This is a genomic window from Pseudomonas helleri, from assembly GCF_009600315.1.
Classification (GTDB): Bacteria; Pseudomonadota; Gammaproteobacteria; order Pseudomonadales; family Pseudomonadaceae; genus Aquipseudomonas; species Aquipseudomonas helleri_A.
On record NZ_WIWC01000034.1, the window covers coordinates 1 to 13,813 of the forward strand.

Annotated in this window: 14 protein-coding genes; 5 read left to right on the forward strand and 9 right to left on the reverse strand. The window is 56.4% G+C overall.

The features are described from left to right. Positions 1 to 644: 644 nt before the first annotated feature. Together GHN86_RS17520 and GHN86_RS17525 are read left to right on the forward strand one after the other, a co-directional pair. The gene (locus GHN86_RS17520) at positions 645 to 1,460 is read left to right on the forward strand and encodes a hypothetical protein (protein ID WP_153387024.1); all 816 of its coding nucleotides are present in this window, start codon (positions 645 to 647) and stop codon (positions 1,458 to 1,460) included. Positions 1,461 to 1,951: 491 nt separating this feature from the next. Beyond that, on the forward strand, positions 1,952 to 3,418 hold the full coding sequence (locus tag GHN86_RS17525) for a glycosyltransferase family 9 protein (protein ID WP_153387026.1): 1,467 nt from the start codon (positions 1,952 to 1,954) through the stop codon (positions 3,416 to 3,418). Between the two features lie 4 nt (positions 3,419 to 3,422). Here GHN86_RS17525 and GHN86_RS17530 read toward each other — a convergent pair whose 3' ends face one another. The 9 genes from GHN86_RS17530 to GHN86_RS17565 all read right to left on the reverse strand — a co-directional run bounded on the left by GHN86_RS17530 (position 3,423) and on the right by GHN86_RS17565 (position 10,481). Then, complete coding sequence (locus GHN86_RS17530) at positions 3,423 to 4,157, reverse strand: glycosyltransferase (protein ID WP_153387058.1); 735 nt, start codon at positions 4,155 to 4,157, stop codon at positions 3,423 to 3,425. 38 nt (positions 4,158 to 4,195) lie between these two features. Next, positions 4,196 to 5,329, reverse strand: a complete 1,134-nt coding sequence (locus tag GHN86_RS17535; RefSeq protein WP_323369986.1) for a hypothetical protein — start codon at positions 5,327 to 5,329, stop codon at positions 4,196 to 4,198. Then, positions 5,326 to 6,180 (reverse strand): histidinol-phosphatase, encoded by an 855-nt coding sequence (locus GHN86_RS17540; protein ID WP_153387028.1) that lies wholly within the window; start codon positions 6,178 to 6,180, stop codon positions 5,326 to 5,328. The genes GHN86_RS17535 and GHN86_RS17540 overlap by 4 nt, the downstream gene beginning before the upstream one ends. Continuing rightward, a complete protein-coding gene (locus GHN86_RS17545) occupies positions 6,177 to 7,205 on the reverse strand; it encodes a radical SAM protein (RefSeq protein ID WP_153387030.1) in 1,029 nt (342 codons plus the stop codon). The genes GHN86_RS17540 and GHN86_RS17545 overlap by 4 nt, the downstream gene beginning before the upstream one ends. Positions 7,206 to 7,285: 80 nt before the next feature. Continuing rightward, positions 7,286 to 8,515: a hypothetical protein gene (locus GHN86_RS17550; protein WP_194286555.1), complete on the reverse strand. Its 1,230-nt coding sequence runs from the start codon at positions 8,513 to 8,515 to the stop codon at positions 7,286 to 7,288. A 28-nt stretch (positions 8,516 to 8,543) separates the two neighbouring features. Continuing rightward, positions 8,544 to 8,687 (reverse strand): hypothetical protein, encoded by a 144-nt coding sequence (locus tag GHN86_RS23440; RefSeq protein WP_194286556.1) that lies wholly within the window; start codon positions 8,685 to 8,687, stop codon positions 8,544 to 8,546. 31 nt (positions 8,688 to 8,718) lie between these two features. After that, positions 8,719 to 9,528: a ubiquinol-cytochrome C chaperone family protein gene (locus tag GHN86_RS17555; RefSeq protein ID WP_153387032.1), complete on the reverse strand. Its 810-nt coding sequence runs from the start codon at positions 9,526 to 9,528 to the stop codon at positions 8,719 to 8,721. Positions 9,529 to 9,539: 11 nt separating this feature from the next. Beyond that, positions 9,540 to 10,175, reverse strand: a complete 636-nt coding sequence (locus GHN86_RS17560; RefSeq protein ID WP_153387034.1) for a helix-turn-helix domain-containing protein — start codon at positions 10,173 to 10,175, stop codon at positions 9,540 to 9,542. A 60-nt stretch (positions 10,176 to 10,235) separates the two neighbouring features. Then, complete coding sequence (locus GHN86_RS17565) at positions 10,236 to 10,481, reverse strand: hypothetical protein (RefSeq protein WP_153387036.1); 246 nt, start codon at positions 10,479 to 10,481, stop codon at positions 10,236 to 10,238. A gap of 301 nt (positions 10,482 to 10,782) precedes the next feature. Here GHN86_RS17565 and GHN86_RS17570 point away from each other — a divergent pair, with 301 nt between their 5' ends. From GHN86_RS17570 to GHN86_RS17580, 3 genes are read left to right on the forward strand one after another with little or no spacing between them, the layout of a single operon-like run. After that, a complete protein-coding gene (locus GHN86_RS17570) occupies positions 10,783 to 11,769 on the forward strand; it encodes a hypothetical protein (RefSeq protein ID WP_194286557.1) in 987 nt (328 codons plus the stop codon). Further along, entirely contained in the window at positions 11,766 to 12,869 is a 1,104-nt protein-coding gene (locus GHN86_RS17575) for a hypothetical protein (RefSeq protein ID WP_153387038.1), read from the forward strand. Before GHN86_RS17570 ends, GHN86_RS17575 begins: the two co-directional genes overlap by 4 nt. Before the next feature lie 4 nt (positions 12,870 to 12,873). Beyond that, entirely contained in the window at positions 12,874 to 13,554 is a 681-nt protein-coding gene (locus tag GHN86_RS17580; protein WP_153387040.1) for a hypothetical protein, read from the forward strand. The last annotated feature ends 259 nt before the right edge of the window (positions 13,555 to 13,813 follow it).

The window sequence follows — 13,813 nt, forward strand, 5'->3', positions numbered from 1 at the left end:
CGTGGAACTGCTCGCCAGAAATGCCACGGTAAGCCGTTAACCCACTGTTGGGCAGGTGGGGTTTATGGATCGCATACCGACCATCAGCACGCTGGGCGGATCCATCGAGTCTGGTGAAAACTCTGACCTACTCGCTGCGCCAGCCTAGGCGCTGCTCTTCAAAACACACCTCTGCATGGTGTGCGAAGACACCTGCCTGGTCTCAACATCCACCCGAAACGCCGGTGGCGCGTTTCTTATCGGCCGCAGCTGGAACGGATGTAACGCGAGCACCTGGGTGGTGTTGCTGCCGGACACAGGCAACTTCACTTCAATCTACGGCATTGGTGACGTACTCGGCGCCGGTGACAAGGTCATGGCGCAACCAGAACGCTTCACCCTGCGCAATGGTGAAAGCACCAAAAAGCCTTGGATAGTTGAGACACTCACGCCAACCCTAGTGAAGACGCGGTTCTGTACCACTTTCCAACCGAGGCCAAAGCCATAATATTCAAGGCCGAGATGGAAGCCGAACATTGCCAGCCAAAGTCATTTTCCGTCGCGTAAGGCCATTGGTTGGTTCGTACACCAACCGAGGGTATGTAGACTCACCAAAACAGCAGCACCATATCTCGCCCGCCTTTCAGAGGCTAAGGAAGCACTACGTGACACTTACACTCAAAGAAGCCTCAGGACGACTGGAAAACCTCTGCCAGGCGAAACACCTGATGGTGTTTGAACACCACAACGGTGTTGGTCGCGTCGTGATTCCAGTGCTTACCGAGCATGTCCGAACTGACCTCGACAAGGGTCCGGCCGAGCAGTACGAGTTCTTCCGCGCCCGGGCAACGCATGCGTCGGCTCTGAAAGCTGACTTTCACATCTGCCACAACCAGGTCTCGGTAACCGTCTGCCACATCACCAAGTCAGTGAAATTTGGTCCCAGTGGGCAATTGATCATGGGGCGGCGAGGCATTGGCCTAGGGCCCAGTTTGATGGCCGCTGTTATCACCTGGCTGGAAAACGCGGCAATTCCGGCTTACACAATCGAACCTGGTGACCTGTCGCACGTTGATGCCAAAACCGAAAGTGAACGCCATCAGCGCAACAAATTCTATATGGCGTTTGGGCTTTCCCTCTGGGCCCCCTTCAGTTCGGCAACCGGGGTTGACGTCGTAGACGGACACTTCGGCGCGGCGAACGTTGGAGCCCTTAGCGTCCCTGAGCGCTACAAAAACCGGCTCCAGCCGTGGCAAACTTTCGAACACGACCTCCGGACCGAGCGAGAGCAAGGAGTGGAAAACCGCGCGGAACTCAAAGATGTCGATAAGTGGACCAGCGGAAAGTCGTGGTTTGGCCGCCTGCTCCTGAATTTCCTGAAATGGCCGCTGCGTTTCCAGACACGCCACAAACACCCGTTAAAACCCTGGGAAATGAAGCCAGAAGAGCCGAGGACGGAGCATCTTTCGGTGACCCAGTAAGAATCCGGCAAACCGAATCTATTAGACACCGGACGGCGGTGTAATCGTGCGACCTACTCATTACTCAAAAACGGAGCCTACATGAAACGATAGAGCGTCTCGGGATGGATCCTCCTTGAAAAGCTCTTCCCATGCCCGGTAGATCTTGAAGAAAAACATCAACAAATCGATATCTTCGCCACTTGATGCCGATTGAATTTTCTTTCATAGCCTAAATCTCGCTACCAGATGGTTGAGCTTAGTAGTCATTTCAGTCACGCCGCTGCTGACCTGAACCATCCGTGCCGCCTCGTTGGTATTTCCCTCGCTCAGTCTCTTGACGCCGAGAAGTCAGACGGCATCTGCTGTAGATCGCCTTCAATTCATGTTGAATCGTCCCTGGTTTTGTAGACACTTTCCAAGCTCGTACGGACTACCCCTTCTTAGGCCAGTACTGGTAACGGCCCAATGCCATAGATATCATCGGCAGCTATTCCCGAAAGTACGAGCTGATGTCGATTTTGCAAAACCATCGAAAGGCTATCGCTCGTATGTTGATGCGCTGCCTGGTCGACTGTCAGCTGGCACCTCGCGACCTTGCCCAACCCCTGCATATCGTGCTTCCCCGCTGGGACGCCAAACTGGGCGATGCGATCGTTTCTTCATTCTTCTTTCGCGAAGCGCACAAGCTCGGAGCCCGGATCACTGTGCTCACCGTACCGGAGCTGGTCGACCTACATCTGCTCGATTTCGGCGTCGACCGAGTCATCCCTGTCGCTTGCGCACCCACGCTGACCGGGCTGGGCCCACTGGTACGGGAATTGGGATCGGTCGATGTGTTTGTCCACCTAGTTGGCCGTATCCAACCCATTGAGATGCTGTTCATCCGCTTACTTAAGCCCGCCCGGGTCTACTCGCTGGATGATGCCTTGCACTGCGTCAACGGCAAGCTTGGTGAAGCAACTGCGCAGCTCAACGTGGTCGAGCGCTACACCCGGGTCCTGCTCGACCTCGGTGCGACCCGGATCAACCGCGACTATATCGTCCCGCTTCCCGAACGACAGGACGGCAACAACGTTGCGCACATCTTGGTAAACCCCTATGCCAGCCGACCTGATAAAAGCCTTGGGTTCGCCAAAGCGCTCTCGCTGGTCCGTGCCCTGGCTAATGCCTGGCAGCAGCACCATATTGGCATTCTGTGCAGTCCCGCCAGCCGTGCCGAGGCACTGCAGCTCGAGCACGCCATCGCCCGCAGCAACGTCCGGACACTTGTCGAACTGGATACGCCCCGCGAGGTCGCGGGTGCCATCCAGCGGGCCGGAGTGGTTGTCAGTGTCGATACTGCCATCGTGCACATGGCCGTCGGACTGAAGGCGGCATTGGTCGCGATCTATCCGGCCAGCAACTCCTCCAATCCCTGGCTGCCGCCGCTTTCCCCTCATACCCGGGTTGTGTTTAGTCGCCAGGGACCACGTCAGTACCCGCACACCGACAGGAAAAACATGAACGAATTCACTGATGTCGACGTGATTCAACACGTCGCCGAACTGCTGCAAGAGTCAATCGCTGCCACTCTCGTAGTGGATGCGCATATCGTTTCCGGCCTGGGCGTGGCCACTGGCACCCTGGCCCGCCAGCTGCCCTTGATCAGCCGGTCTTTTCCTGAAGTCGCCGAGTGCTATCCGGGCACGCTGAACCTGCAACTTTCACGACCGTTGCGTTTGATCCATCCTCATCACCGCAGCGCGCCGCTGGCTTGGACTCCGAGCGGACGTACCAAAGAGGTGTTCGACCTATTGCGCATCGAGTTGGAATTCGACCACTTTGCCCACCGCGTGCCGGCCTGGCTATATGTAGCTCATGGCTCGCCACACCGGCAGACCCCGACAGTGCACGAGGTGATCGCGACTCCCCTGGAGCTAAACGGGGCCAAACGTTGCCGCGTGCACCTGCCGGCGCATGCGGTTGATCTGGCCTGAACCCTCAGCCGCAGCGTTCGATCAAGCGCTCACACTCCCCCAGCCAATAGCCACGGTCGGGTTCGATATGCAGGAAGATGCGAGACAGCAGAGTTTCCTCGTCGAGGAACTCGGCCACCGACTCATCGCGTGTCGCTGTCCGCTTGAACCAGGTGTTGTACAGCTTGAGTAGGCTCACGTCGCGCAGCAAGAAATCGCTCACGCCAATGTCCGTCCGCCTCATCACCGCGCAACTGTCGAAGTTGTACAGCGGTCGATAACCCGGGTCGCATACCGAGGGCGAAATTAGCGCCTGCTGGTGCGGCAACCTGGCGACTATCTCCTTGATCCCTCCCGGGTTGCCCCAGGCATGTGCCTCGACGGCCAGCCCGGTCGCCAGTGCCTCGGCGAGATGGTCATTTCCCGGCTGTGAGGCGAATAGGCATTCGCTGTGCCAGTGCAGCCGCTCGTCGAGTCCCGTCGGGAACAGCAGCGAGGTCGGGTCGCGCAGTAGGATGCTGTCCGCGTCGATCCATGCGCCGCCATGGCGATGCACGTAGGCCATGCGGATGAAGTCGCTCCTAGCGACGATCGCCTCGATCCCCTTGTCCATGTTGAAGGTCAGCGGCTCGAAGCTCCAAACCTTGCTGAGGATAGAAGCATCTATGCAATGCTCTAGGCTGTCCGGGGTTAGCAGGGTGAAATGGTCCCCCAGCGCCCGCTGCATGGAGACCAGGGACAAGGCGATCCACGGCGGCATGCTCTGCCCCGCCGCCGTTTCCCAGTAGCTCACGTAGTTCACACGCACAACGGAGCCCTCTCTGCCTTCACGCCGCTACTACCAAGCAGCCCATTGTCCTCCAGGTAATGCCGCAGCAGCGTCAGCGAGGGTATGCATTCGGCCTGGCGCAGGAACTCATTTCCGAGAGCTGCCTTGTACAGCCGCAACCAATTGGCCGCAGGCACCCGCGCTAGGAATGCCGGCAAGGCTTGGTAGTTGTCCGTCGAAAACAGTAGACGCAACGTGCGCAGGATGGGTTGGTAATCCACAGCCCCGAGCAGTTTGGCCAATGTGTCGTCCAGCTGATAGCTGATTTCCACCATGTTCAGGCGCTCCTCGACGGTGGCATCCGCCAGGGCGATCCGCGGATCGATGGCAACCGGGTAGATCGCCTGGAACGAGCGGGCACCGGCTAGCAGGGACTCACGCAACACCTTGTCGGCAGTCGACCCCGTCACCAGCACATCGTCGCCGAAGATGACGTGCACGCCGCTCCAGCGATAGAAGTTCTCCGCGGGTATCACATGGTCCTGGACAAGATTGACCCGCTCGCGCTCTTCAGTACTCAGGCTCGCGTAGTTCTCGCAAGGAGGGGCGATGCGCGGCAGCTTGACGTTGATCAGGGTGGGCAGGCCCATATGGGCGAGCTTGACGTTTAGCTCCTCCACCACGATGTCGTAGAGCACGTTGGCCGTCGAAGGCACGTTGCGCCAGCCAGTGGTCATGAGCACCACATTGTCGTTGAGCTTCCGCGCGCTGGTGAACAACCGTGCCCAGTGCGATGCCGGGTCATCCAGCTGCTGCTCCAGATAGTTGATCACCTGGCCGGCGAGAAAACGTATGTCCTTCTGGCTGCCGTACTTGGCACGGCTGTAGATGGCTGTCAGCGCGGAGGCGCTTGCGCCACTGCGCATGTCGCGGAATCCGTTGGTGCCGTCGGACGTTAGACAGTTCAGGGCATGACCACCGAGCACCGCGACATAGCTGTCCATATCGATCAAGTCTTGCGCAAGCAAGCCGCCAGCGAACGCGCGCAGACCTCCATTCACGTCCTCCGCCTGCGGCCGGGCCACGGCATCGCGAAAGCGCGACAGCTGTTCGTCGACAGGCGCCTTGGCGAGTAGTTTCCAGTCATTTGATCGGGAGTTCACGGGACAATCCTTGCATCGGTGCCAGACGACAGGCTGAAGAAGTCTAGGGGCATGCCGATGCGTCGACGCCCTTCGAAGTAGCTGATCCGGTCCAGGCCCAGCGGTTGCAGCTCATCGACCAAAGTGCGGATGCCTGCACCCGCGTCCAGCGGATCGTGGGCGTCTGAACCTATGGTGAAGGCCGCGCCGTGGGCGATCAGTTGGGGCAGCAGGGTGCGTGATGGGTAGCTCCAGACGCCCTGAACCTCACGAGCCGAACCGGGCAACAGGCTCGACTTGCGAATGCCCGAGGCATTCAGTTCGTAGGCCACATCATTGCGGGCGAACAGCGGCAGCAGCGGTTCCATCCGGCGCAGCACTACATCTTCCGCCACCCCGCGCAATAGCGTGTCGGCGTGCCCGACGGCGTCGAACAGCCCGCACTCCAACAAGGCTTGCAGATGGGCGAAATATCGGTCGAGAAAGGCCGGGGCGGACAGCCGGGCCAACTCCCAAACCTTAGCCATGGGCTCGCCCGGCAACTCAACGTAGTGGATCGAGCCGATGGCGAAATCCAGCTCGTACCGGGCCAACATCTCGCGGTTGTAGGCATCCGCGCCCGGCATGTAGTCGAACTCCAGTCCGCGCAGGATCTTGATCTTCCCTTGGTGCTCCTGTCGTGCCCGCTCAATATCGGCAAAATAGCACTCCAGTTCCGCCTCCAACAGGCGATTGTCGCTGTCCACCGGGAAAGGCGCGTGGTCGGTGATGGTGAGGATCTTCACTCCGGCGGCGATTGACGCCCGCACCAACTCATCCACCGTACCGACGGCATGCTTGGAATAAAAGGTATGGCTGTGGGAGTCGATCATGCCGATACCATCCGTTCTAACAGGCCATCGTGATTGGCCAGTTCCTTGACCAGCCAGTAGGGGTTATTCACCTTGCGCAGGATCTTGTGCACCAGTTCAAGGTCGTCGATACGCGCCAGCAGGTCCCTAAGCGGTTGGCTGTAAAGGGCGCGAACCAGAGGGGTGTCGCGCACATGGTTGGCCAGTCGCTCCCAGCCGATTCGGTCGAAATGGATATTGCCCAAACGCTGGTGTTCGATGCCGTACAGGTAGACGTCACCATTAGGTTTCACCGTCAGGTCCATGCCGTTGGCGTAGGGAGGCGGGTTGAGGCTGCCGAGGGTGAAGCGCTTGTTGACCCGGGCTTCGATCGCGTCGATGTAGCCATGCAGGTCCAAGTAACCAGGTGGCGTGTCGGCCGCCGGGTGGACGAGGTTCTTGTAGTCGATGCCGAAGTGTTCCTCGCCGACCACCAGCGTATCTTCCAGGGTATTGCCCGCGACAATCCCGGCGTCTAGGCCCCAGCGCGCCAGTTCCTCTCGTAGGTAGTCGCGGGTGAACTCCCGATCAGTGTCGATCGAACGAAACGAAAAGCTTAGCCCGGCCGGACTGTTTCGTCGCAGGTAATCCAAGCTGAAGCCATGTGCTCGCCATTTTACCTTGTCGATATGGTGGCTGTCCGAGCTCAGACGGATATTGCAGGTGTCGCCACGGCTGAGCACGATGCGATTGGTGGTGTCATAGAACTCCGCCATCTTCTCGTGGGGAAAGAAACCGCTTGTAATGAACTCAAAACGCTTACCGCCTTGGGAAAGCTCAAGAATCTCATGGAAGACTCTGGCGTTGTTGAGGGGTTCGCCCTCTCCGCTGATGGAGATGCGTTTGACGTCAGGGGCGTTGATCAGCGCCGCCAGGTTCTCCCGAGCAAGGCTCGATAACTCCATGCTCATACCCGTCTTGTGCTTGTCGGCGTACATACAGAACGCGCAACCGATGCCGCAAATTTGGGTGATGTCGATGTACAGCAGGTGGCCTTTCAGATCCATCTTTCTTGACTCGTTGCTAGCCTGCACGAGCGCGCAGGCGTGGGTTGCACATGACCGGAGGTCACCGGTCGCGTAGGGCCTCAGTGAGGCAGCAGTACCTGCAGTTGCGGGATCTGCACGGAGTCGCGATGGATAACTGCATGCAGTACTCGATCCTCTCGGACCGCGGCCATGTCCGGGTAATCGCTGTAGTGATCGTTGCTGATCACATAGGTCCCGACATCGAACTCCGCGGCTGCTAACACCGGATGGTCGGCGGTGAGAGTGGGCGGCATAACCAGTACCCGTACCTGCGGAAACATCGCTTGGAGTGCGTTGTCGCTCATATCGAGTTGGCAGCGGATGCCCGGATCGAAGACCAAGGTCACGCCATAAGTCGCGGCCAGGTGAGGGACCAGTGCCTTAAGCACCACCAGACCGATGAAGCGTCGTTTTCCGCCCGCTTCGTTCAGGTAGCAAAGATTGTTGCCGTCTACCACCAGGTTGCGGATTTCGTTTTCCAGCAGGCGTAAGGTGTCGCGCAACCGACGCTTGCGTTTATCCTCTTCCCGTTCCAGTTTGCGCTGATGGAATTGCCGGTCCTTCAATACCCTATCCGGACTGCGTTGCCCGGCACCAAAGCGGATTTCACAATCTTCATGGACCATCCTTTTAGTAAATGAGCTTTGCGCGTTGTCCAACTGGATGATGAAGCATTCGGCATCGATGATGTCCCGCTCCGTCGCCCGCAACTGGTCATGAGTAGTTTTCCAATTGCGATACACCTCTCCAGCCACCGCCTCCCAGTGAGCGCTGGCCTTTCTGACTTCCTCGGCGACGCCCTGCAGGCGTTGCATCTCGTTGTCCAGTTGCGTGATGGTTGCCCTGGCCTGAAGTGAATCGTAGCCACGGTATCGCTGCGAATTGGCGCTCAGGCGCAGCTCCTCCCGTTGGCTTTCGCCGAGCCCGGATACCAAGCCCACCTGCCGGTTCTTGAACTGCAACAGCCGCTCCTGTTGGGTGCTGACTTGGCGCTCGGCCACGCGCCGCTCACTGGAAAACCAGTGCAACGGCGACCAGCCCGCCTCGGCAACGCCCTTGGCGCTATTCAGCTCAGCGCGGCTGGCCTTGATGCTCTGTTCGACCCTGGCAAGCTGCTCCCGCGCGGCGATAGTTTCCCGTTGCACCTGAGCGAGCTTGGCATGGTTATTCTCGTGGTCGAATCGCTCGAACCAGTCGAGGTCGGCACGCAAGCTCTGGATGTTTGCATTGATCACTATGATTTCCCCCTTGAGGGATACCAGTCGCTTGGCGTTATGGTTGCTGTACACGGTTCTCGCTCCTACTCAATCCGTTGGTTCAGGTGGAGCTCTGTGCCGCGCGTTTGCCTGAGGCATGCACGGCTTTCGCAGCGAGGTTCAGCGCGACCACCGTGGCCGCGCCGGCGGCGAAGCAGATGACGTTGGTCAGGAGAAATTCGAGAGGGGAAATCACAGGGTTCATGGACTCACTCCTTGGTCATCTAAAGTAGGCATCAGGCGCCCAGGCGTATCCCGCATTTGCCACAGAAGTTGGCACCGGCCGCGACTACCGCATGGCAACCGGGACAGGTAGATTTGAGCAACATCTTCTGGCGCATATGGCCGATCTGGATTACGCAGGGCAAAGTGACCCGATACGCCGGGCTGGCTAGGTCGAACGCCGTCCAGATACCGGTGATGGCCCAGCCCACCGGGCCGGCCAGTACTGCAAGGCCACGACCAAGGGTGCTGGAACCCGCCAGCACCACGCCACGCCCTACCAGGCTGCTCATGGTCGCGCTGGCGACCACCGCCGCCACGTTATAGGACGCCAGCCCGGAACTGCCGAGTGAAGCCAGCAAGGCCGCCAATGCCCCCGGCCCCATGCCGGGCCGGTACGACAGTCCGCCTAGGGACTCGAACAGTGTGCGGCGGTCTTCCTCGCTCATCCGCGTCAGGGACTGGGCGAATACCTTGGTGATGATCGCCATTTCCATCTCGGCGCAGCTGGCGCTCGCCTTGTTCTTCGCGCCAACGTGCCCGGCCACATCCGCCAGCAGCTCGCGGTACGGCACACCACTGCCACCGCGGAAGAGGTTGACCAGTGAGTTGCCGCCAAAGCGGGTCAGCTCCTCGGCAAAAATGGCCCCGGCCGACTCGTCGGCACCCTTGTCCTTAGCGGCCATCAACTGACGACAGACTGAAGAGGAAAGGGAGATGCGGCCCTTGCCGCTATCTGTGATCACATCTATCAGCAGTCCCATATCATCGGCACTGGCACTCATCAATACATCGGCAAGATCGGGGTCGTGAATGATCGGCATCCCGGCAGTCCTTATTGTTCGCTATAAGAAGGATCGTGTGGCGTGGTCTGGCTGACCCAAGCACCCGCTATCGCGGCCAACCACTTGCGTGGGCCGGATTTTGAAATCTCTCGCAGCATCAGAGCATCGAGCTTGAGACAGGCACGCCTGCGCCACTCATCGCGGGCATTGGCCCGGGCAACTTCCGGCGAGGCGCCCACGATACTGGGGCGCTGATCTGGATGGACCTTGCATTCGCGCAGGACCTTTTCCACCGGATTGATCGCCTGAAGCCGCTCTTCGGCCTCCAGCTTGTGAGCTGCAGCTAGGTAGTCGCCACTGTTGCCGATCGCGCTTGCCAGCAGTGCCCAGTCCTGGGGCCGCATCAACAGGAAAGCAGGTGGCACACCCAGAGCCTCGGCAAGTCGCTCGATAGTGCTCAGGTCCGGGTTGGCATCGCTACCTTGCGCTGGTGATTTCAGGGCCCGCAGCGTGCTACGGGCGATGCCGGTTTGCTGCTGGATCTGTACCGCGGACAAAGGCCCGGGGCCGTCGGCATCGTGTTGTGTTTCCCGCAGCGCACCTGCGACAGCTAGAACGGAGGACAGGTTGCGGCTAAACCATTGGCCGAGCGAAACCTGAATGGGCTGAGGCGTGAAAATATTCATTGCCATCATCTCGCTATTAGATGATGGCACTTTAGTTATATTTCGGGCGTAGTGAAATACTCAATTGGAGCGCTGTAACTCCATTTTTATGTTTTCTAAATAATGACTGGAGTGCTCTAGCTCCATTGCTCGGCGCATTGGTAGGGTGAATACAACAACGGCGCTTTGTAAATCCACGAGGTAGCAGGCCGCTACGCTTTTCCCGTACGCCGGACGTTTGCCATTTTTGAGCATTTCATCCAACTGCACTATGAGCTCATCCGGGTCCAATTCGGTCCAGTTGCCACAATCTTCGGCCACAATCATTTCGGCGAACTCCGGACTGTACTCAGGTACCCAGTCAGCGACCACGGGAGCTTGCAGTGTGTCTAGAGAGTTCTGGGCGATTCAAGTTTTAGGTAGCACTGTAAAAAGCTTTGGTATAACTCTCCTTTAACTCGAGTCGAGTGATCTGACCCGGTGCTAATATCAAAAAATCATTTCGAGTCGACACTAGGCTGTGAGGGAGCACCGGAGGTGTCTGAGGCTCCTACTAACCATAGGATCATGCTGAACCCGAGGCGCTCGTAACAACACACTGAGAAAACTATAAAAGGACACTAAGTACGTGGCTGAAAATGACAATATCGCCAGGCAAGCTGAAATCCTAGCATCCGAACTTTTTGCGGAGTTTTTCTGGGATAGGATCGGCCCGACGAACCATGATTGGCCTTGCGAGGCAACAGAGGAGCACGGTGTATCTACCCACCCCTGTGATGTTGTCTATTACTACGATGAGCCTTATTCAGCGAAGCGTACCTATGTGCATTGCGACCTAAAGAGCTACGCAAAGGGGTCGATTAAGTCACCAGCTATAAAGTCCGCATTAATCAGCTTGGGGAAACAAACCGCGTGTGCGGATAAGAGCCCTATATGGCAAGACAAGCACGCGCATGACGATGTGACCTATACAATCTGCGGACTACTTTTCGTTTATAACCATGACGGTGAATACGATGCAGACTTCAATACTACGTTGACCTTTGTTGCCAATGAGAGCTTGCATCTGCCTAAGGGGAAAAAGCTCTTCGTCCTTGGGCCCAAAGAAATATTCTGGCTCGACAACGTTAGCAAAGAAATTCAGAGAATGAGAGGCAAGCGGAATCCGGAGCTGCCTGGGCCAGAGCATTGCTCGTTCTATCATCCGCAATTAGTACGCAAAGCCAACCTTCAGGTGAAAAAAGCAAAAGGCGCAACACTTGAAACCTTGACCTCTCCCATGATCATCCTCGAAGCCCGAGATCCCAAAGGAAAGGCGGAGCGAAAAATTGTAGTGTTCTACTCAAGGAAGGGAGAAACGACCCAAGAGTTCACCTACCTGATCGATATCCTTCGCAAGTACGAACTGTTGGACGAACGAACACTGGTGACCATCAAAACACTGAACCCCGATCCTAACTCATCGCCCACGTTCCAAAAGTCGCAACAACAGTACATTGAGGGGCTAGCTGGAAGCAGCACAGACTTGGGTGGGTACGTGCTCTCGATACGATACGAGCCGATCACCGAAATCAAATCGACATACTCCTCCATCGACCTAGGCACTTGGACATGAATGAATACCTGGATCACCTTAGCGCTAATGACAACGACATCTACGACCTGCTGATTTCCGGGAAGCAACGATTGACTGTATCCGTACTGCGGGAATTGCTGCGCGATCGAGGAATACTCTGTTCCGCTAAGGACGAACGAGAAGATATCTGTGACTACATCTCCATGATTCCACACGGTTTTCACGACATTGAAACAATTGTCGACAAACGTGAACCACCGGCCCGTAGGGACAAGACCACGAATATCCAGTTCGACTCTGAAATCACCTTAGACGACATCAGAGAAGCCGTTGAAGGCTACATGACTACCATTGGCCCGAACGAAGAAGTGAAGCATCGTATTAGCAGAGACGGTGGATATGTCGTAAAAGTTGAATACGACGAGTTCAACCATAATCGCACCAAGCTCCTTCAACGCGAACGTAATGAGGCGAAAATAGATTTTCTGGTGGAAAATGGAAAAACTGTCGTTCGACTACCCGCTACGGACAAGGCCAAACGCGTAGTTCAGGCCATCAAGGAATGTGTGGAACAACGCAGAAAGGCTCCTTTGACCCAAGAAAAGGTCGAACTGGCAAAGCTCCCTACACCAGAGCTACGATCGAAGTTTTTCACGTCCCTAATCTCGACGCTCCCCGGTTTTAAGCTGAGAAATGTCATGAATTTGAAGGTTTCATCCCTACGCAGATCAGAAGAAAGCGATGAAGACCTGGACATTGATCTTGACACTGCTGAAAGCGAAGCTCGGATGGAGATGTTCGCAGTCGTACACAGCATGGCATTAAGCGGTCAGAACTTAGTCCAATCCAAGGAATATAAAGAACTCAGCCAGCGCGGATTCTATATCACGCACATTTCTTGGAAATCCGAGCAAATCGAGAACCCACCTAACCTCGTCCAGTTCGAAGCGGGCTTTGAAGACAAACAAAACTGCTTAGGATTTAGGTATGGGGTGCAGGGCGAGTTCAAGTACCACAAAGGTTCTCACCGCAAAGGCATCACACCCGTAGAAGACAAGGAACGTGCAAGGTATTTCTCCCTGATTGAGCAGACAGCACTGAATTTGAAGAACGAATTGCTCGCCGAAACCGAGGGCTAATTGGATGCGTTACAAGTGGCTGAACGTCGAATGGCCGTTATCTATCGCGCAGTTGGCTGCACGCATGAAATCCATGGAGTTCAACAGCACCCTACAGCATGGCTTCGTTATTGATAAGGTCCGTGATGACACGCTAGAGGCTAGGTATATTGAGAAGATCAACTATACCGACACCATCACCGATCCGTTTGGAAATGAGAGTAGCTTTGATCGCACCGAGTATCGGGAGTCCGCCTTCAGGCTGACCAAAGCTCCTCCCAGTTTGGAGTTTATTAACTCTCCCCGAAGCCTGCAGGCGGTTCTCAGCAGGTTCTCTGAAATAACTGACTTTACGTTGAGCATTGAGGAACTAAAAGTCGATGTATTGTTATGGGCAGAGGAGCTGCTCAAGGCGATCGGGGGCGCTGCAGGTTTGGACTCGATGCAAATTTCCAAACTGGAGCTGGGAAATAAAGCATTCGCAAAAGTCTTGATTTCTGGGGAAAAAGACGTCAAAGACGCCTGCGCTCAATTAATTGGTAACCGGAAGCACATCCTAGAAAAAATACGAGTCCGCCTATACCCTCCCTTGAAAGGAACGATAGTGCTGAGCAATGGAGGGTCAGCTACTCTAAACATTGAGGAGGTCAGCGAGCGTGTGGTCCGTCTTCTCAGAGACTCATTGAATGTAGCGCTGTCTGACTAAATTACCTTGGGTTTCGTGGTCTGTGAGCGCTGATGCGATTTTGACCCATTTTGCCAATGTCCAAGAATCCCACCTAAACTCTTGGTAGGTGGTGGTTTTACACGAGAGATCAAACCAGCATATGGGTAATCATGATCGGTAACATAGGTCAACATCGTACCTGCGCCAACACATCTAAGCACCAAACTGGTCTTTTCAGCTGCCCCCCATAAGCTTTTACTTGGGGTCTCCTTGGTTTGGGAGGTGGTGCAACGACATC